A 20,266-nucleotide genomic window follows, 5' to 3' on the forward strand; every position below is an offset into this window, starting at 1 on the left:
AGATGAGTATATAGAAAAAGGAACCGCGAGATTCCTTTTCATTTTTTAGAATGGCAATTTACCTGCAAAGGCACCCATTGATTTTTTAGTCGCTTCGTCAATTTGTTCAAGAGCATTGTTAAGTGCTTGAACAGTCATATCTTGGAGTGTTTCCACATCATCAGGATCTACGACAGCATCAGCGAAAGTGATGTTAACGACTTTTTTGTCACCAGTTAATTCAGCAACAACCAAGTCTTGTGCTGATTTTCCAGTGAAGGTTGTAGCAGCCAATTCAGCTTGGCTTTTTTCCATTTGTTTCTGAAGCTTTTGAGCTTGCTTCATCATGTTTTGCATGTTCATCATAATAGTTTCTAGATTCCTTTCATATCAAGGGTTTAGCCCTTGTTTGTTAAATTTTACTGCCCACTTCTGCCCAGAAATAAGTAGTATAAAAATCTTAACTATTATACCATGTTTAGCTTGATTGAAAAAGTGGGAGCAGCATTGGAGGAATTTGTTAAGACTTGATTTTTTCTTATTCATAAAAAATGTTAGAGCAATCACAAAGTAACCAATCCTTAAATTGTAAGACTTGTTAAAAATAGTGTACAATGGTTTATTGTTCATCCGGTCAAAAATTCGATTGGAAATAGAAAAAGAAAGAGAAGATGACAATGAAAAAAAGTAATATTTTAGGGATTTTTGTAGGACTAATTATAGGGCTGTATACAGTCTTGGGAATGAGCCTATTTACCTTTATTAATTTAAAATTTAACTCTGTTTATTATGCTCAGCATATTCCTCATAAGGAGGGGACAGATCCGGATGTCATTATGCTGATGGAGAATATGGGTTGGGCCTATACACCGGAAATAGAAGGTATTAGCTATGATGATGATGGAATGTACGCTATAACTAGAGAAAAAGGAACGAAAACGTCTATATTAGGTCTTTCAGGTGATACTCTATTTTTTCATTCCGAATCAAATGATAGGTATCTTCTTAATCGTAATTTTTCTGTCCAACATGCTTTTGATAAACGTTATCATACTATTAAATATAATCAACGAAAAGTCCAAAAAGAAATTAGAGAAACTGTTCAACCTGTGATTGATGCTCAACCAAAACCATTAATTAATCTTCAGTGGTTGTTTAATTTAATTTATCAAAATAGGTTTAACTAGAGAAAAGGATTGCATAGAAGTGTTTTGTAGGGACTCCTGCCTTTGCTATTTGAAAGTAGTATAGGTTGAGTGAAATAGTCGGGAGAGCGGTTCGATATAATAGGTCTATTTCCTGGCTATCTATGACGGCTAACCTTTGAAAACACCTCATTTTTATGCTACTATGAAAGTTATGAAAAAACAGTTACAAGGCTTGACGCAGGTGGAGGTCAAGCGGCGGATAGATGCCGGTAAAACAAATCATTTTAAAGCAAAAACTGGCTCCAGCAACTGGGAGATTTTTAGGCGTAATGTCTTTAACTCCTTTAATATGCTCAATTTTGCTATTTTTGTGGCCTTGATTGCTGTTCAGGCTTGGTCTAATCTTTTTTTCTTCGGAATCATTGTGCTTAATGCCTTTACGGGGATGATGACAGAGTTGCGTGCCCGTCGCATGATTGATAAGCTCAATCTCATGAATAAGGATCAGATCCGTGTGGTGCGTGATGGCGAGGTTACTTCTATTGATCCGAAGGATATTGTCTTGGATGATATCATGCTCTTGTCTGCGGGTGAGCAGGTTCCTAGTGATGCCGTGGTTGTTGATGGGATGGCTGAGCTTAACGAGGCTATGCTGACTGGTGAGAGTGATCACATTCTAAAGAAAGATGGGAAGGAGTTGCTCTCCGGTTCTTATCTTGTGAGTGGTCAGGTCTATGCTAAGGTCATTAACGTAGCCGAGGACAATTACGCCAACAAGCTCATGCTAGAAGCTAAGACTCATAAGCCAATCGTGTCCCGTATTCTTTATAATATGGACAAGATTGCTAAGTTTACGGGAAAGATTGTCATACCGTTTGGGCTTGCGCTCTTTTTTGAGGCTTACTTGATTAAACAGCTCTCCCTTCAAGAGTCGGTAGTTACCAGTTCGACAGCCCTTCTGGGAATGTTGCCTAAGGGAATTGCCCTTTTGACTATTACATCTCTTTTGACGGCTGTCATTAAACTTGGGATGAAACATATCCTGGTGCAGGAGATGTACTCTGTTGAAACCTTGGCCCGTGTAGACGTACTTTGTTTAGATAAGACAGGGACGATTACACAAGGAAAGATGACAGTTAAAGGTCTGGAACTACTGTCAGAGCGTTTTACGAAAGAGGAGTTGGAGCGTTTGCTTGCGGCTTATATGCAACATAGCAAGGATAAAAATGCAACAGCTCAGGCTATTCGAAATGCTTATGAGGGTCTGGAACATCATTATCAGGTAGGTGACGTTATTCCATTTTCAAGCGATCGTAAATGGGGTGCTGTGAGCGTTAATGAACTTGGAACTCTCTTTTTGGGAGCACCTGAGATGCTTCTTAAGGAAAATCCCAAAGCAGTCGATCAGGCTCAGGCACGAGGGTCTCGTGTTTTGATTTTGGCTTGGAGTCAGTCAGGTGTTGATACAGAGACCATGATTTTGCCGAATGACGTCGAGGCTTTGACCTTACTTGAAATTGCCGATCCTATTCGTGAGGATGCTGCAGAAACTCTGGAATACCTACGTTCAGAAGATGTGACGCTTAAGATTATTTCTGGTGACAATCCAGTGACGGTTTCTCATATTGCTCATCAAGCTGGTTTTGCCGACTATCAAAGCTATATTGACTGTTCTAAGGTCAGCGATGAGGAATTGGAGGCTTTGGCTGAGGATACTGCGATTTTTGGTCGTGTATCTCCGCACCAGAAAAAGTTGTTAATCCAAACCCTTAATGCCAATGGGCATACGACAGCTATGACTGGTGATGGTGTCAATGATATCTTGGCACTGCGTGAAGCGGATTGTTCGATTGTTATGGCAGAGGGAGATCCTGCAACACGTCAGATTGCCAACTTGGTGCTTATGGATTCTGAGTTTAAGGACATTCCTGAAATTCTATTTGAGGGACGCCGTGTGGTTAATAATATTGCCCACATTGCACCGATTTTCCTCATTAAAACTGTTTATTCCTTCCTTTTGGGGCTTATCTGTATTGCCAGTATTGTTTTTGGTAAGGCAGAGTACCTCTTGGTCTTCCCTTTTATTCAAGTTCAGATGACTTTGGCGGGTCAATTTATCGAAGGTTTTCCACCGTTTATTTTAACTTTTGAGCGTAATATTCGTCCTGTTGAGAAACATTTCCTCAGACGTTCGCTCCAGTTGTCTATTCCTAATGCCTTGATGCTGGTTATCAGTGTTCTTATTTTCCATCTGTCTCAGGTCTATCTTGGCATGAGCAATACGGACATGCTGACGCTGTCTTACTATATGATGGGATCAACGGGTGTCCTTGCCGTTATTCGTGCTTGTATTCCGTTGAATAAGGGGCGTGTGGCCTTGATTATCTACTCAGTCTTTGGCTTCTTGATTAGCTCTTACTATCTTCGAGATGTGATTGAGATTTCGACACTTAATAGCTATACCTTGCCAATCTATCTGGTCGCAATGGCTATCTGTACACCACTTTTCTTCTGGATTAGCTATAAACAAGGTGCTTTCCAAAAAGCATAAAGCAAAACTCGAGCTTGGTAACAGGCTTGAGTTTTTTGATAGCTGAACAGTAGGAAAAGCCTTGATGTGTATGAGGTGTGGTACAATAGAAGCATGAAAATAGTAGGTCACTTGACGCCAAAAGTCATTAAAACTTTTGATTTGGACTACAAGCCTGGTGAAGAAATCACGCTGTCTGCACAACGTAAGAAGCATATGGAAAAACATCGCCAGGAATTCAGTGATTTTGATGCTACCTATGAACGGATTCCAGAGATTATTGCTCATCCGGACTATATCGGTCGCCATCCTAATGGTCAGTCCTTGGAGTACATCAAACGTATTGATGGTAATGTTTTGGTAGCGGTCAGATTATGTGATAAACTTAATGTCCGTACCATGTTTGTGATTAAAGATTCTAAGCTGAAAAACTATCTAAATGCTGGTAGAGCTAAGAAAATGTGATATAATATAGTTAAGAAGTAACAACGAGGGCGGAAGAGGCAGCCGCCGCACCTTCGGGTCTGAAAGAGATGCAGGACTGTCACCCTGCCGTTGTTTATCAAACCAAGAAGTCCCTTTGGGGGCTTTTTTATTTTGTGTAGCTTAGGGACAAGACTATCTCACTTTCTGGATTAGGTATAGACGAATCTTATAGGAAGGGAATTGTCAAAATTAACAGAAAATTCTTGACATCTTTTTAAAAAGGAGTACAATAGTTAGTAAATCAGAAAGTAACTGGTCTTAGATTTTCAGGGAGCCTGCGGTGATTGTGAGTAGGTAATCGAGATGAGCGAACATTGGGCTGATTGGATGATAATGAGAAGGTAACACATATTCTTCTCGGTTGGCACCCCTTACCGTGCAACTCCTTGTTAGAGGAGATAGAGATGATGGTCGTTTTTTTGAGACCATTAACTGAGGTGGTACCGTGTTAAACTAGATTTAATGCCCTCACAGAGTTTTTCTCTGTGAGGTTTTTTGTTTACTTTTATCTTTAAAGGTCTATTTACCTTAAAGAAGTATTATTTCATTATTCAATGAAAGGTTGGGTATTATGGATGCATTAAACGATATTCGAAGTGATATTGATAATATTGATAGTCAGTTAATTCGACTCCTGGCCCAACGTCAAATACTTGTGGAAAAGGCAGGGCGGCTGAAGCCCAAAGGAGATAAGTCCGCAGTCTGGGCGAATGATCGTGTTGCTCAAGTCATATCTAACCGTCGCAAGGAGGCACTAGAGCTTGGCTTATCGCCAGATGTGGCTGAAAGTGTTTGGAGAAGCATGATTCAAGCCTTTATTGCTTTGGAAGAGAAAGTGAATAAAGAACAATAATGGTGCCGATACATCCTATAAAGGAGTCTTGTATCAGTCTTATTACTCTCGATAAACCAGTTTGAAAGGAAATACTATGAGAAAAATTTTACCAGCCGATACCTTAACACCAATCTTGGCTTATATGCGTGTTCAGGGGGAACACAAGGTTATCCTTGAATCCATTCCTCGTGAGAAAGAAAATGCACGTTTTTCTATTGTTGCCTATAATCCGGTCTTTGAAGTAACCTTCAAGGATGGTGTTCTTTATGAAAATGGTAAGGCGATTGATCAGGATCCTTTCGAATACTTGGACCAAGTAACAGTCAAGGGCATCAAGTCTGACCTACCTTTCGCAGGTGGTGCTATCGGGTTTGCAGGTTATGACATGATTGGTCTCTATGAAAATATCGGTGACATTCCAGAAGATACGATTGGGACACCTGATATGCATTTCTTCATCTATGAGTCTTATTTGATTTTTGACCACAAGAAGGAAAAGGTTTATGTGGTTGAGGACAATATCTACTCAGGTCGTGATAACGATGCGGTGCGTCAAGCTCTGGGGCAGGTGGTAACTAGCCTACAGACTCAGGCGCCAAACGAGTTTACACCTCAGGCCTTGCAAGCCTTGCAATTTTCAAATCATATCGAAAAAGAAGTCTTCATGGATATGGTGGCTAAGGCCAAGAAACTTATTCGTGAGGGAGATATGTTCCAATGTGTGCTTAGTCAACGCTTTTCAGCGGACTTTGAGGGAGATCCTTTGGATTACTACCGTAACATGCGTGTGACTAACCCATCAAACTACCTTTATTTCTATGATTTTGGAGATTATCAGGTGATTGGTGCTAGCCCAGAGAGCTTGGTTTCAGTGAAAAATGGAGAGGTGGTCACCAATCCGATTGCTGGAACTCGCCCTCGTGGTGCCAATGAGGCTGAAGATGTTGCCTTGGCGGATGAACTCTCACATGACATCAAAGAAACTGCGGAACACCGTATGTTGGTTGACTTGGGACGTAATGATATTGGTAAGATTGCCAAAAATGGTACGGTCAAGGTGACCAAATATATGGAGGTTGAGTATTTCCGCTATGTGATGCACCTTACCAGTGTGGTTAAAGGGCAACTCTTGCCTGAGTTGACAGCCCTTGATGCTCTTAAATCAACCCTACCAGCTGGAACCGTGTCAGGAGCGCCTAAGATTCGTGCTATGCGTCGTATCTATGAGCTTGAACAGGAAAAACGTGGTATTTATGCGGGAGCTATTGGTTATCTGTCTGCGACAGGAGATATGGACTTTGCCATTGCTATCCGTACTATGATTCTTAAAAATCAAAAAGCCTATGTTCAGGCAGGTGCAGGTGTTGTCTATGACAGTGTTCCTGAAAATGAATTTTACGAAACGATTAACAAGGCGAAAGCTATGACAAGAATAGGAGATGCCCAATGATTTTATTAGTTGATAACTATGATTCTTTTACCTATAATTTGGCACAATACCTAGGGACATTTACAGAGGTAAAGGTCTTGCGTAACGATGATGAGACTCTCTATGAAGAGGCAGAAAAAGCTGACGGGCTAGTCTTTTCACCTGGTCCAGGTTGGCCAGCTGATGCGGGTAAAATGGAAGCCTTGATTAAGGATTTCGCTGGTAAAAAACCGATGATGGGAATTTGCTTGGGGCACCAGGCTATTGCGGAAACTTTTGGTGGTAAACTTGGCTTGGCTAAGAATGTCATGCATGGCAAACAAAGCAATATTACTTTTGAAACGCCATCGCCAATTTTCAAGGATATTGACAATGATGTCCCAATCATGCGTTACCATTCCATCGTTGTTGACCAAATGCCAGAGGGCTTTGATGTGACAGCTATCACAACTGATGATCAAGAAATCATGGCCATTCAACATAAGGAGCTACCAATTTATGGTTTGCAATATCACCCAGAAAGCATCGGAAGTCCAGATGGGCTCAAGATGGTTGAAAATTTCGTGAAAATTGTTGCAGACTAGTTAGACAGTCTTTTGACTAGATTGGTCTATGCTCAAAACATCTCCTCGTGCATCAGAAAACATTGAACAGTTTTTAAAAGGAAAACAGATATGAAAGAAATATTCCTACAAATCTCAAACCGCCAAGACTTGTCTCAAGACCAAGTCCAAGCAGTCTTTGACCGCATTCTCAAAAATGAAGTCTCAGAAAGCCAAATTGCTGCCTTCCTTATGGGGCTTAAGACTAAGGGAGAAACGGCAGATGAAATTACAGGTATCGTGCGTGCCCTTAAGTCACATGCGACTGTCTTGCCTGAGACCTTCACAGATGCTATGTGTAACTGTGGAACTGGTGGGGATCAGTCTTATAGCTTTAACATCTCAACGACCGTTTGCTTTGTCCTAGCAGCAGGTGGTATTCGTATGGCCAAGGCTGGTAACCGTTCGATTTCCTCTAAATCTGGTTCAGCTGACGTGCTTGAAGCCCTTGGAATCAACGTTGCGGCATTACCAGAAACCCTATCTAAAGCACTTGATGAGGTTGGTTTGGCCTTTATCTTTGCTCAAACCATGCATCCAGCTATGCGTTTTATCGGTCCAGCTCGCCAAGCTCTTGGGATTCCAACGATTATGAACTTGGTTGGCCCACTGGCTAATCCGCTTGACCTTGAGACACAACTCATGGGGCTCTATCGTGTGGAATTACAAGAAATTGTTGCTAATGCTATTCAACAGTTGGGACGTAAACGTGCGGTTATTATCACAGGTCCTGACAATATGGACGAAGCTGCCCTCTATGGCACTAACACCTACACCCTTTTGGAAGATGGTCACATCAGCCAGCACACTTTCACTTATGAAGATTTGGGGATGGAAAAGGTTGAGTTGTCTGACATCACAGGTGGCGATGCCAAGGAAAATGCAGAGATTCTCCTTAGTGTCTTGAAAAATGAAGCTAGTCCTTATCTTGAAACAACAGTGCTTAATGCAGGTCTTGGCTTCTTTGCCAATGGTAAGGTTGCGACCATTAAAGAGGGTGTTGAGCTTGCTCGTCAATTGATTGCGGATGGCTCAGCCCTAGAGAAACTTCGCCAACTCCAAGAGGTACAAGTATGAGTAAAGCCTTTCTCCCAACAATTTTAGAACAAAAAGAAAAAGAAGTGGCCCAGTTGGTCATGGAAGACTTGCAGCCCTTACGTCAGACCTATCGTCTTTATGATTTTCTCAAGTCAAATCAAAACAAGTTGCAAATTATTTCTGAAGTGAAAAAAGCTAGTCCAAGTATGGGTGATATTAACCTAGATGTGGATATTGTGGCTCAGGCCAAGACCTATGAGGAAAATGGGGCAGCCATGATTTCTGTTTTGACAGATGAGGTCTTCTTCAAGGGTGATATCTCCTATTTGAAAGAAATTTCGTCACAGGTGGCTATTCCAACCTTGGCTAAGGACTTCATTATTGATGAGAAACAGATTGTGCGTAGTCGTAATGCGGGTGCGACAGTCATTCTCTTGATTGTAGCGGCCTTGCCAGAGGCTCGCCTCAAGGAGCTCTACGATTTTGCGACAAGCCTTGGCTTGGAAGTCTTGGTTGAAACTCATAATCTGCCAGAATTGGAAGTGGCTCATCGTATTGGTGCTGAGATTATCGGCGTTAACAACCGTAATTTGGTCACTTTTGAGACAGATATTAACACCAGTCTTGAGTTATCAACGCATTTCAAGGACAAGCCTGTTTATATTTCTGAGTCGGCTATTTTTACAGGTCAGGATGCTGCCTTAGTTGCCCCATATTTTAATGGGATTCTGGTAGGAACTGCCCTTATGACGGCTGACAATGTGGCTGAAAAGGTCAAGGAGTTGCAAATTGACAAAGGTTAAAATTTGTGGACTATCGACACCAGAAGCAGTGGCAACTGCGGTTGAAGCAGGTGCTGACTACATTGGCTTTGTGTTTGCCAAGAGCAAGCGTCAAGTGAGTCTTGAACAAGCTCACGAGCTGGCTAAAGGGGTGACAGGCCAGACAAAAATCGTCGGTGTCTTTGTTTCACCAAGTCTTGAGGAACTGGAAAAAGCGATTGGTCAGGTTCCTTTAGATATCGTTCAGATTCATGGAACTTTTGATGAAGCTCTGATTCCAAAGATTTCAGTACCAGTTATTCGAGCTATTCAGATTTCGGATAGCGATTCTCAAGTCAAGAGCCAGGCGGATTATCTTCTCTTTGATGCTCCCATTGCTGGTAGTGGCCAGACCTTTGACTGGCAGCTTTTGGCTGACAAGCAGATTGAGCAGGACTATTTCATCGCTGGTGGCTTGACTGTGGACAATGTGGCAGAGGCCAAGGAAACTTTCCAGCCCTATGCCTTAGATGTGTCCTCAGGTGTCGAAACAGATGGTCACAAAGATTTAGACAAGATTAAAGCATTTATAGAAAGAGTGAAAGCATGACATATCAACAACCTGATGCAAAAGGATTTTACGGAAAATTCGGTGGTCAGTTCGTTCCAGAAACGCTGATGACAGCCGTTATTGAATTGGACAAGGCCTATCGTGAAGCCAAGGAAGATCCAAGTTTCCAAGCGGAATTGGATGATCTCCTCAAAAACTATGTGGGCCGTGAGACACCTCTTTACCACGCCAAACGTTTGACTGACCATATCGGTGGAGCGCAAATTTATCTTAAACGTGAGGACCTTAACCACACAGGTGCCCACAAGATTAACAATGCCCTTGGTCAAGTTTTGCTTGCCAAACGTATGGGCAAGAAGAAAATCATCGCCGAAACGGGTGCAGGTCAACACGGTGTTGCAACAGCGACAGCCGCAGCCCTTTTTGACATGGATTGTACGATCTATATGGGTGAAGAAGATGTTAAACGTCAGGCGCTTAACGTTTTCCGTATGGAATTGCTTGGTGCCAAGGTATTTAGCGTGACAGATGGTTCGCGCGTGCTTAAGGATGCTGTAAATGCTGCCCTTCGTGCTTGGGTTGCAGGTATCGAGGATACGCACTACATCATGGGATCTGCCCTTGGTCCTGCACCATTCCCAGAAATTGTTCGTGACTTCCAATCTGTCATCGGTCGTGAAGCCAAACGCCAATACGCAGAAATTTCAGGCGGTAAATTGCCTGATGCTGTAATGGCTTGTATCGGTGGTGGTTCAAATGCTATCGGTATGTTCTACCCATTTGTTAATGATAAATCAGTAGCCATGTATGGTGCTGAGGCTTCTGGTTTAGGGCTTGATACTGAAAAACACGCCGCAACTTTTGCCAAAGGCCGTCCAGGTATCCTTCATGGAGCGCTTATGGATGTCCTCCAAGATGCTCACGGTCAAATCATGGAAGCCTTCTCTATCTCAGCAGGTCTGGACTACCCAGGGGTTGGTCCTGAGCACTGTTATTTCAACGAAATTGGACGTGCGACTTACGACTCTATCACAGACGAAGAAGCTCTTGAAGGCTTCAAACTTCTGTCACGTTTGGAAGGTATTATCCCAGCTCTTGAGTCTAGCCATGCCATTGCGCTTGCGCAAAAAGTGGCAGCTAAGATGTCACCAGACCAAAGCCTCATCGTCTGCCTCTCAGGTCGTGGGGACAAGGACGTTATGCAGGTTAAAGAACGTTTCGAAGCTGAAGCAGAAGGGAAATAAACCATGACAAAAACACTAACAAAACACCTACAAGCTATCAAAGACAGTAAACGCGGTATTTTCGTACCTTACATCATGGCGGGTGACCATGCTAAAGGTCTAGACGGACTCTTTGAGACCATTGCTCTCTTGGAAAATAGTGGTGTCTCAGCTATTGAGGTGGGTATTCCATGGTCAGACCCTGTGGCCGATGGTCCCGTTATTGAACTGGCAGGACAACGTAGTTTGGCTAAAGATGTGACTTTGACAGCTATCATCAAGAAGCTTCAAGAACAAAAAACACAGGTACCTTTGGTTATCATGACCTACATCAACCCAGTTTATCAATATGGTATCGAAGCCTTTGTTAAGGATCTTGCAGATACATCTGTCAAGGGGCTCATTATTCCTGATTTGCCAGACGAACACGCTGACTTTATCACCCCTTATTTGAAAGACAGTGATATTGCTCTCGTGCCTTTGGTAAGCTTGACTACAGGTATTGACCGTCAGAAACAGTTGATTGATGGTGCAGAAGGCTTTATCTACGCCGTTGCCATCAATGGCGTTACTGGTAAGACTGGTAATTACCGTGATGACCTTGATAAACACTTGGCTAACTTGACTGCTCATGCTGACATTCCAGTCCTCACAGGTTTCGGTGTGTCAACAGAGGAAGACATCAAACGCTTTAACGCTGTGTCAGACGGTGTTATCGTGGGATCAAAAATCGTCCGTGACCTCCACGACGGTAAGGAAGAAGAAGTCGCTGAATTTGTTACATTCGGTTCACACTTTGAAAAATAGCAGATGATATTCTCCAGAAATGGGGAGTATTTTTTATCAAATCATTCTTTGGGACATTTGATTTTCCTAGTTATCAAGCTTATAATATGGGTGGATTGTAGCGAATTAAATTTATCTCTTGTTTTTATTTTCATCTTACTTATAGAAAGAAGGTAGACAAATGAAAGTATCATTGAGGGTAATACTAGGAATCTGTTTCTTAATAGGAGCCTTACTATTTTTCTATCGAGGAGAAAATCACTATGCACTGATTTTCCTTTTAGTTGGTGCCCTCTATCTCTACAAGGGCTTAAGCTGAGGGTTAAATCTCTGTTAGAAGTAGTAATAGATCATCGTAATCATCTTTCGTATATCTCGTATCAAATGAATAAGGTTTTTTAGTGACATGAATGTCACTATTTTTTTCTTTTCGAAAGCTATAGACTGATTTTATAGCTAAAAAAAGAAGAGAAGGTATCACTAAAGATGATTGATTATATTTTTTCATTCTTTGTATCAAATAAAAAAGCTCTAGCAATACTCTTTATGATAATTTGCTTGGCTGTTATTTATCCTGGCATGTTTACATTTTTGTATGGTGAAGGCAGGGATTTTGGACGTAGCCTCGTCAACTCAATCTTATCTTAGTAAAGTTTAGCACCTCTTAGGAGGTGTTTTTCTAATGCGTTGAACTATTGAAGGCTAGTATGTTCAGTGTTACAATAATGGCAATGAAAAAGAAAAGGTTTAGAAATCGTTAATGTTTACCAACAATTCCAGAATTATTTTCCCTAATAGGTTTTTGTCGCTGATTATCGAGTACGGTTATGCGATAGCACTGAGCATTATTTTCTCTAAAATCTCAGTGGACTATGTCTTAGGGTTATGGATTGCCAAATTCTTAGGAGGGATTCTTGCCAATGTGGGACATCAATTTGTAGGAAAAATCACAAATAAAAAATATGTTTTGATTGGTATTGAATTGCTTAAGGCAGTCTGTCTGGCTTTGATTTATCTTGCCATGGGTAGTGTTTTTGTATTTGCTTTGGTGGTTTTGACTGAAGTGCTGACGACTTACTTTAACAGTTTGTTGTCCTCAGCGGTGCCTGTGCTTGTAAAAAAAGTCAACTTACAAAAATTTAACAGTACTTATACCATGATTGGGTCAGCTTCCTATTTCTTAGCACCTATGATAGTTGGTCTTTGGGGTAGCCTTGATTTAGGGAGCTTATTTTTGGTCTACAGTGTGCTAACTCTACTAACAACCCTCTTATTGTTTAAACTCGGACCGATTATTTTTGACCGTGAGAATGAATCAGAAGAGGAGGTTTCTTCCAGTCAAGGTAGTCCTATTTTTGGAAGGCAGAGTGTCGTCCTTAAGATGGTTATGATGACTATACTCTTACAATCAGTGGGTGTCTTATATGATGCATATGAGGTTATCTTCCTGACCAAAGATGTCGGTATTTCTAGTCAGGCATATTCTTTCTCTCTGTCCTTCTTGGCCATTGCCTTTCTAGCAACGAGTTCAATTCTATCTTTCAAAAGTCTCACTAAATACTCCCCTATGACCGTTTACTTGTTGGGGTCTCTTGTCTATTTGGGTTACGTTGTCGTCTTTCCATTTGTACCTAACCTACCGACTGTTTTGCTTAGCTATATCTTTTTAGCAGTTGGTCAAACTATTTCTGGAATCTCGCAAAATGTTTACCTGCAAGAGAAGTTGAATCCCCTACAGCTCAACAAGCTTTATTTGAAAATCGAGGTCTTGAATCAGGTTTTGACAGGGATTGTTGTATTTGTCAGTGGTATGCTTATTAAGAGAGGTCTGCAGGTCACTACGATTTATTTGGGATACAGTCTTCCAGTCATTATACTCGTCTTGGGAATAATGCTTATGACTAAACTGTATAAGAGAAATCCTGAGGCATAACTTTTATCCAAAGATAATGAAAACATTCCAAGGTCCTTGAAGTGATCTTGGAAATTTTTTTAAAAATAAATCTACAAATGTAAACAAAACTCTTGACACGTTTCTAAGATAGCGTTAAAATGAATTTACAAACGTAAACGAATAACGAAATTCAGAAAGGAAATATCATGCTGACAATTTCATCTGCGGAATGGGAAGTCATGCGAGTGCTCTGGGCTAAGGGGCAGGCGACTTCTTCAGAGATTATAGCGATTCTAGCTAAAAAGCTTGACTGGTCGGCTTCGACAGTTAAGACCTTGCTTGGGCGTTTGGCGGACAAGGGTTACCTAACCAGTCAGCGTCAAGGACGAGGGTTTATCTATCAAGCTAGCTTGGGGGAAGATGAAGCGAATTTTCAAGCTTTAGAGGCTGTTTTTGACAAGATTTGTTTGACCAAACACAGCGATTTGTTGGGACAACTCATGGCAAAGACACCCATGACCCAAGCTGATGTGGATAAGTTACAGGCCTTGCTTCTAGCAAAAAAACCTGTGGATCAGGTAGTTTGTGACTGTGTGCCAGGCCAATGCGCCTGTGGGCATCATATGGAGATGATATAGGAAATGGCAAAAGAAACCTTTGTGGTTAATGGGATGACCTGTGCATCCTGTGTAGCCAATGTTGAAAATGCTGTTAATAAGTTGGATGGTGTGGACAAGGCTGTGGTCAACCTAACCACCGAAAAAATGTCTGTGGACTATGCTGGGGATAAGGTCAGTCCAGAAGCTATTGAAAAAGCTGTGGCTGACGCTGGTTATGAGGCCGAAGTCTACAACCCAGATACAGCTAAAAGTCAGGAAGAACGTGAAGAGGACAAGATTCACAAGGTGCGTGAGCGTCTCATTTGGTCATCAATCTTCACCGTTCCTCTCTTTTATCTGGCTATGGGGCCAATGGTCGGTCTACCAGTGCCAAACTTCTTGTCTCCTCACCATGCAGCCTTGACTTATGCCTTGGTTTTGCTAGTTTTGACAGTTCCCGTCATGTGGTTGGGCCGTTCTTTCTATAGTAATGGTTTTCGTACCTTGGCCAAGGGTCATCCTAACATGGATGCTTTGGTAGCCTTGGCAACATCGGCAGCCTTTCTTTATAGTCTCTATGGTACTTACCATATTTCATTGGGGCATGCCCGTCACGCCCACCAACTTTATTTTGAGTCAGTGGCTGTTATCTTGACCCTGATTACTCTAGGTAAGTACTTTGAAATCCTCTCTAAGGGTCGAACATCAGAAGCTATCAAGAAACTCATGCACTTGTCAGCCAAGGAAGCAACTGTCCTTCGTGATGGTAAGGAAGTCAAGCTTCCTGTGGATAAGGTTGTTCTTGGTGACCATATTGTGGTCAAACCTGGGGAAAAGATAGCCGTGGATGGTCGAGTGATTTCTGGTAGCTCTGCTATTGATGAGAGTATGCTTACAGGTGAGTCACTTCCTATTGAAAAATCTGCTGGTAAACCAGTTTTTGCAGGTTCTATTAATGGTCAGGGTAGCTTGATTTATGAAGCTGAAAAGATTGGTAAGGACACCTTGCTTTCCCAAATTATCAAATTGGTTGAGGATGCCCAACAAACCAAGGCACCGATTGCCAAGGTTGCCGATCAGGTATCAGCAGTCTTTGTTCCCGTTGTCATGGCCATTGCCCTTGTTTCAGGTCTCTTCTGGTACTTTATCATGGGACAAACCTTTACCTTCGCTATGACAGTAGCAGTCAGCGTCTTGGTTATTGCTTGTCCATGTGCATTGGGACTTGCGACACCGACAGCCATCATGGTTGGTACAGGCCTTGGTGCTGAACACGGTATTCTCTACAAGCGTGGGGATGTGCTCGAGTTAGCTCACAAGGCTGATGTCCTCGTTTTTGACAAGACAGGAACCATTACTCAGGGGAAACCTCAGCTCGTTTCTAGCTATACTTATGGCAATAGCAGAGCAGCCTTGCAGCTTTTGGCATCCTTGGAAGCCAAGTCTGAACACCCCTTGGGTCAAGCCATCCTTGTGGCAGCAGAAAATGCTAACTTGGACTTGTTAGAGATGGACAATTTCTCAAGTTTGACTGGACGAGGACTAACTGCTAGCTATGCAGGAAAAACTTATCTAGCTGGGAATCAAACCCTAATGACAGAGGAAAAAGTCGACTTGACTTCAGCACAAGCTGATTTCCAAAGTTTGACGGCTGATGGTCAGACTCCTATTTTTCTGGCTGAAGATGGTAAGTTAATCGGACTCTTTGGTGTAGCTGATCAGGTTAAAGCAGATAGTGCCGATATGGTGGTAGCTCTTCATCAAATGGGCAAGGAAGTCATCATGTTGACTGGTGATAATGACCTAACAGCCCAAGCCATCGCTCAAAAGGTTGGCATCAAGCGTGTTATCAGTCAAGTGCTTCCGCAAGAAAAATCTAGGGTGATTAGCGACCTTCAAGCAGAAGGAAAATCAGTCATCATGGTTGGTGATGGTATCAATGATGCCCCAGCCCTTGCGACTGCAGATATCGGTATTGCTATGGGTTCTGGGACAGATATTGCCATGGAAAGTGCTGATATGGTCCTTATGAAACCAAACCTCATGGATGTCGTTAAGGCTCTGAAAATTAGCCAGGCGACAATTGCAACGATTAAAGAGAACCTCTTTTGGGCCTTTATCTACAATATCTTGTCTATCCCAGTGGCCATGGGTGTCCTCCACCTCTTTGGAGGTCCCCTACTTGACCCAATGATAGCAGGACTGGCCATGAGCTTTAGCTCTGTCTCCGTCGTTCTCAATGCTCTGCGACTCAAACGCCGCAAAGTCTAAGCGTCAGTTACTTATAACTCCCGCCACTTAAGCTGTGTATCAAAAAAATAATTAAAGAAAAGGAAGAAAGAAAAATGACAAAAACATATAATATTACAGGAATGAAATGCCAAGGTTGTGTCAACACCGTTACCGAAAAACTCTCTGCTGTCAAAGGCGTAGACAAGGTTCAAGTTGACCTCGAAAACAAACAAGTCACTATCGAAGGTAAACCATGGAAGTGGTCTCTCAAACGTGCCCTTAAAGGCACTAAGTTCGAACTTGGTGATGAAATTTAAGACAGGAAAAAAACAGCTATCAGGCTGTTTTTTTCTGCCCATAATCTTTTTGAAAATCCCTCTCTTTTGTGATATGATTAAGGTAATTATGTTCTCAAAATTGAGACTAGAAAATCAAGAAAAGAAAACGGTATACCTATGTCTAAACAAATCCTTATCCTTCTCTACGGTGGACGTTCAGCAGAACGTGAAGTGTCTGTACTCTCAGCTGAGAGTGTTATGCGTGCGGTGGATTACAGCGCATTTGAGGTTAAAACCTACTTTATCACTCAGTCTGGTGATTTTATTAAAACACAAGAATTTACAGAAACACCAGGTGATGACGAGAAGCTCATGACTAATGACACAGTTGTGGCTAGTCAGGCTATCAAACCGAGCGATATTTATGAAGCAGGCGCTGTGGTATTCCCAGTTCTTCATGGTCCAATGGGTGAGGATGGTTCTATCCAAGGTTTCCTCGAAACCCTCAAATTGCCATACGTGGGTACTAATGTTCTTTCTTCAAGTGTGGCTATGGACAAGATTATGACCAAGCATATTCTTGAAGTTGCTGGTGTGCCTCAGGTTGCCTACACAGTCTTCATCGAGGGTGAAGATTTGGAAGCAGCAGTAGCAGAGACACTTGAAAAATTAACCTTCCCAGTGTTTGTCAAACCTGCTAACATGGGGTCATCTGTTGGGATTTCTAAAGCTGAAAATGAAGCAGAGCTTCGTGCAGCGATTGATTTAGCACTCAAATATGATAGCCGTATCTTGATTGAGCAAGGTGTGGTTGCCCGAGAAATCGAAGTTGGTATCCTTGGCAATACAAATGTTAAGACAACAGATCCAGGTGAAGTGGTCAAAGACGTGGCTTTTTATGACTATCAAGCCAAGTACATCGACAATAAGATTACCATGGACATCCCAGCTCACGTGCCTGCAGAAGTCATGACGCAAATGCGTGCCTATGCGGCTAAGGCCTTCCGTGCTCTCGGTGGTTGTGGTCTTGCCCGCTGTGATTTCTTCCTGACAGAGGATGGAGCCATCTACCTTAACGAGCTCAACACCATGCCAGGTTTCACCCAATGGTCAATGTACCCACTTCTTTGGGAAAATATGGGACTTTCTTACTCAGACCTTATCAAGGAATTGGTGGCCTTGGGACAAGAAATGTTTGATAAACGTGAAAGCCATTTGATTTAAGCACTATGATTTAGAACACAGACATCTTAGTCTCGGATAAATCTCTGAGACTAAGGTGTTTTTTTCTTTACAGAAATCTAGATTTTATTTATATCTTTTCTTTATCACCTCGATAAAAAATACATATTATCCAAATAATCTAACAGGTGGTAGAATAAATCTAACGTTTCAAATGAAATAAAGCAATTCGTTCGTGTTTGATGAAGATTTGCGTATCGCAATGATTATCAGAGGCGAGTGAAGGTCAAAGGGCTAGAAGTAGATGGCAGTCAGCAAGTGTTGACGGAATTTTCCACGCCTTTTGTATCTTGTAGAATTGAACACAGGCTAAATTCCTAGAGCAAAAGATAAACTTCCTAGTGTGCCAGCACACGTCGTCAGTTTCCTATTTGTTTTACGGAATTTTCTACGCCTTTTGTATCTTGTAGAATTGAACACAGGCTAAATTCCTAGAGCAAAAGATAAACTTCCTAGTGTGCCAGCACACGTCGTCAGTTTCCTATTTGCTTACGGAATTCTATACGCCCTTTGTATCTTAAATGAGGAGGTAAGTTTTGGACTGGTCCATTGTTCAACAATATTTGCCCTTTTATCAGAAGGCATTCTTTTTAACCTTACATATTGCCGTTCTGGGGATTCTTGGTTCCTTCCTTTTGGGCTTGGTGGTGAGTGTTATTCGTCATTACCGAGTGCCGATTTTGAGTCAGCTTTCGACGGCTTATATTGAGTTATCTCGTAATACGCCGCTCTTGATTCAGCTCTTCTTTCTCTACTTTGGCTTGCCTCGTATAGGTTTGGTTCTATCGTCAGAGGCTTGTGCTGTGGTAGGTTTGATTTTCTTGGGTGGTTCCTATATGGCGGAGTCCTTCCGAAGTGGTCTAGAGGCTGTTAGTCAGACCCAGCATGAAGTGGGTTTGTCTATTGGTTTGACGCCATTCCAAGTCTTTCGCTATGTGGTCCTTCCTCAGGCAGTGGCTGTGGCGCTTCCGTCATTTAGTGCTAACGTCATCTTCCTTATCAAGGAAACGTCAGTATTCTCAGCGGTAGCCTTGGCGGATTTGATGTATGTGGCCAAGGATTTGATTGGTCTTTACTACGAAACCGATGTGGCTCTAGGCATGTTGGTGGTGGCTTATCTCTTGATGTTGCTGCCGATTTCTCTAGTCTTTAGTTGGATTGAAAGGAGGTTACGCTATGCAGGATTCGGGCTTTCAGGTTCTTCTTCAGGGGAATAATTTCCTACGTATCTTACAAGGTTTAGGCGTAACTATTGGAATTTCCATTGTCTCAGTTCTTCTGTCCCTTTTACTAGGAACCCTTTTTGGGATTGTCATGACTTCGAAGTCTAAGATTGTTCGTTTCTTGTCACGTATTTATCTGGAATTTATTCGTATCATGCCCCAGTTGGTCTTGCTCTTTATTGTTTATTTTGGTCTGGCTAGGAATTTTAACATCAACATCTCAGGCGAACTATCGGCTATTATCGTCTTTACCCTTTGGGGAACGGCTGAGATGGGTGATTTGGTGCGTGGATCAATTACATCGCTACCTAAACACCAGTTTGAGAGCGGAAGGGCCCTTGGCTTGACCAATGGGCAACTCTATACCTATGTGATTATTCCACAGGTCTTGCGTCGCTTGTTGCCTCAGGCTATTAACCTGGTGACACGTATGATTAAAACCACGTCCTTGGTGGTTTTGATTGGCGTGGTTGAGGTGACCAAGGTTGGTCAGCAGATTATCGACAGTAACCGCCTGACTATTCCAACAGCTTCTTTCTGGATTTATGGCACGATTTTGATTCTTTATTTTGCCATTTGTTACCCAGTATCTAAGCTGTCTACTTATCTTGAAAATCGTTGGAGGAATTAAGATGACAGAAAGCATTTTACAAATCAAGGATTTGAGAAAGTCCTTTGGGGACAATGAGATTCTCAAAGGCATCTCCTTGGATGTTAAACAAGGTGAAGTCGTTGTTATCCTGGGTTCCTCAGGTTGTGGGAAATCGACCTTGCTACGTTGCATCAATGGCTTGGAGACCATTCAAGGAGGCGATATTCTCCTGGATGGCAAGTCTATCACTGGCAGTAAGAAGGATTTCCACTTGATTCGTCAGAAAATCGGAATGGTCTTTCAAAGTTATGACCTCTTTCCACACTTGGACATCCTGCAAAATCTGATTTTGGGGCCGGTCAAAGCTCAAGGACGTAACAAGGAAGAAGTCATTGCGGAGGCTGAGAAACTTTTGGACCGTGTGGGACTTCTGGACAAGAAGCATAGCTTCGCACGACAACTGTCAGGAGGTCAAAAGCAGCGTGTGGCTATTGTCCGTTCCCTGCTTATGCATCCTGAAGTTATCCTCTTTGACGAGGTGACAGCTTCGCTTGACCCTGAGATGGTTCGTGAAGTTCTGGAATTGATTAATGACCTCGCTCAAGAAGGGCGTACCATGTTGATTGTCACCCATGAGCTTCAGTTTGCGCGTGCCATCGCTGACCGTATTATCTTTATGGATAAGGGAGTCATCGCTGAGGAAGGGACTGCTGAAGAATTCTTCAATCATCCGAAGACACAACGGGCTCAAGAGTTCCTCAATGTCTTTGATTTTAGTCAGTTTGGTGCCTATTTGTAACCCATTGTTTTTAGTAAAA

At 42.3% G+C, this 20,266-nt stretch carries 20 protein-coding genes; 19 read left to right on the plus strand and 1 reads right to left on the minus strand.

The genetic code is table 11. From position 1 onward, the window contains the following. Window positions 1-45: 45 nt before the first annotated feature. The gene (locus HMPREF2979_RS05125) at window positions 46-345 is read right to left on the minus strand and encodes a YbaB/EbfC family nucleoid-associated protein (protein WP_021143723.1); all 300 of its coding nucleotides are present in this window, start codon (window positions 343-345) and stop codon (window positions 46-48) included. A 311-nt stretch (window positions 346-656) separates the two neighbouring features. On the opposite strand from HMPREF2979_RS05125, the gene HMPREF2979_RS05130 reads away from it, so the two are divergent. The 19 genes from HMPREF2979_RS05130 (at window position 657) to HMPREF2979_RS05225 (ending at window position 20,247) form a co-directional block, all read left to right on the plus strand. After that, a complete protein-coding gene (locus HMPREF2979_RS05130) occupies window positions 657-1,166 on the plus strand; it encodes a hypothetical protein (RefSeq protein ID WP_070655466.1) in 510 nt (169 codons plus the stop codon). Window positions 1,167-1,329: 163 nt separating this feature from the next. Next, window positions 1,330-3,678 carry a cation-translocating P-type ATPase gene (locus HMPREF2979_RS05135; RefSeq protein ID WP_070655468.1) on the plus strand — a complete coding sequence of 783 codons (2,349 nt, stop codon included), beginning with the start codon at window positions 1,330-1,332 and terminating at the stop codon, window positions 3,676-3,678. Between the two features lie 93 nt (window positions 3,679-3,771). Next, window positions 3,772-4,122: a PBECR3 domain-containing polyvalent protein gene (locus tag HMPREF2979_RS05140; RefSeq protein ID WP_070655470.1), complete on the plus strand. Its 351-nt coding sequence runs from the start codon at window positions 3,772-3,774 to the stop codon at window positions 4,120-4,122. A 592-nt stretch (window positions 4,123-4,714) separates the two neighbouring features. Then, entirely contained in the window at window positions 4,715-4,996 is a 282-nt protein-coding gene (locus tag HMPREF2979_RS05145; protein ID WP_070655472.1) for a chorismate mutase, read from the plus strand. Between the two features lie 76 nt (window positions 4,997-5,072). Continuing rightward, on the plus strand, window positions 5,073-6,428 hold the full coding sequence (gene trpE, locus HMPREF2979_RS05150) for an anthranilate synthase component I (protein WP_070655474.1): 1,356 nt from the start codon (window positions 5,073-5,075) through the stop codon (window positions 6,426-6,428). Further along, window positions 6,425-6,991, plus strand: a complete 567-nt coding sequence (locus HMPREF2979_RS05155) for an aminodeoxychorismate/anthranilate synthase component II (protein ID WP_070655476.1) — start codon at window positions 6,425-6,427, stop codon at window positions 6,989-6,991. The genes trpE and HMPREF2979_RS05155 overlap by 4 nt, the downstream gene beginning before the upstream one ends. Before the next feature lie 90 nt (window positions 6,992-7,081). After that, window positions 7,082-8,086 carry an anthranilate phosphoribosyltransferase gene (gene trpD, locus HMPREF2979_RS05160; RefSeq protein ID WP_070655478.1) on the plus strand — a complete coding sequence of 335 codons (1,005 nt, stop codon included), beginning with the start codon at window positions 7,082-7,084 and terminating at the stop codon, window positions 8,084-8,086. Further along, window positions 8,083-8,850 carry an indole-3-glycerol phosphate synthase TrpC gene (gene trpC / locus HMPREF2979_RS05165; RefSeq protein ID WP_037604059.1) on the plus strand — a complete coding sequence of 256 codons (768 nt, stop codon included), beginning with the start codon at window positions 8,083-8,085 and terminating at the stop codon, window positions 8,848-8,850. The genes trpD and trpC overlap by 4 nt, the downstream gene beginning before the upstream one ends. Beyond that, window positions 8,837-9,418 carry a phosphoribosylanthranilate isomerase gene (locus HMPREF2979_RS05170; protein WP_070655480.1) on the plus strand — a complete coding sequence of 194 codons (582 nt, stop codon included), beginning with the start codon at window positions 8,837-8,839 and terminating at the stop codon, window positions 9,416-9,418. The genes trpC and HMPREF2979_RS05170 overlap by 14 nt, the downstream gene beginning before the upstream one ends. Continuing rightward, complete coding sequence (gene trpB, locus HMPREF2979_RS05175; protein WP_002891598.1) at window positions 9,415-10,623, plus strand: tryptophan synthase subunit beta; 1,209 nt, start codon at window positions 9,415-9,417, stop codon at window positions 10,621-10,623. Before HMPREF2979_RS05170 ends, trpB begins: the two co-directional genes overlap by 4 nt. Window positions 10,624-10,626: 3 nt before the next feature. Beyond that, window positions 10,627-11,409 (plus strand): tryptophan synthase subunit alpha, encoded by a 783-nt coding sequence (trpA, locus tag HMPREF2979_RS05180; protein WP_070579613.1) that lies wholly within the window; start codon window positions 10,627-10,629, stop codon window positions 11,407-11,409. Between the two features lie 781 nt (window positions 11,410-12,190). After that, on the plus strand, window positions 12,191-13,321 hold the full coding sequence (locus tag HMPREF2979_RS05190; protein ID WP_261787292.1) for an MFS transporter: 1,131 nt from the start codon (window positions 12,191-12,193) through the stop codon (window positions 13,319-13,321). Between the two features lie 167 nt (window positions 13,322-13,488). Continuing rightward, window positions 13,489-13,920, plus strand: a complete 432-nt coding sequence (locus HMPREF2979_RS05195; protein ID WP_070655486.1) for a CopY/TcrY family copper transport repressor — start codon at window positions 13,489-13,491, stop codon at window positions 13,918-13,920. Between the two features lie 3 nt (window positions 13,921-13,923). Further along, window positions 13,924-16,152 (plus strand): heavy metal translocating P-type ATPase, encoded by a 2,229-nt coding sequence (locus HMPREF2979_RS05200; protein ID WP_070655488.1) that lies wholly within the window; start codon window positions 13,924-13,926, stop codon window positions 16,150-16,152. Window positions 16,153-16,226: 74 nt separating this feature from the next. Further along, window positions 16,227-16,430: a copper chaperone CopZ gene (copZ, locus tag HMPREF2979_RS05205; RefSeq protein ID WP_002891592.1), complete on the plus strand. Its 204-nt coding sequence runs from the start codon at window positions 16,227-16,229 to the stop codon at window positions 16,428-16,430. 138 nt (window positions 16,431-16,568) lie between these two features. After that, window positions 16,569-17,615: a D-alanine--D-alanine ligase gene (locus HMPREF2979_RS05210; RefSeq protein WP_048674672.1), complete on the plus strand. Its 1,047-nt coding sequence runs from the start codon at window positions 16,569-16,571 to the stop codon at window positions 17,613-17,615. A 554-nt stretch (window positions 17,616-18,169) separates the two neighbouring features. Continuing rightward, entirely contained in the window at window positions 18,170-18,850 is a 681-nt protein-coding gene (locus HMPREF2979_RS05215; protein WP_002884251.1) for an amino acid ABC transporter permease, read from the plus strand. Beyond that, window positions 18,810-19,487 carry an amino acid ABC transporter permease gene (locus HMPREF2979_RS05220; RefSeq protein ID WP_014632732.1) on the plus strand — a complete coding sequence of 226 codons (678 nt, stop codon included), beginning with the start codon at window positions 18,810-18,812 and terminating at the stop codon, window positions 19,485-19,487. Before HMPREF2979_RS05215 ends, HMPREF2979_RS05220 begins: the two co-directional genes overlap by 41 nt. A 1-nt stretch (window position 19,488) precedes the next feature. Continuing rightward, window positions 19,489-20,247 (plus strand): amino acid ABC transporter ATP-binding protein, encoded by a 759-nt coding sequence (locus HMPREF2979_RS05225; protein ID WP_014632733.1) that lies wholly within the window; start codon window positions 19,489-19,491, stop codon window positions 20,245-20,247. The last annotated feature ends 19 nt before the right edge of the window (window positions 20,248-20,266 follow it).

The organism is Streptococcus sp. HMSC078H12 (assembly GCF_001814615.1).
Taxonomy (GTDB): Bacteria; Bacillota; Bacilli; order Lactobacillales; family Streptococcaceae; genus Streptococcus; species Streptococcus salivarius_F.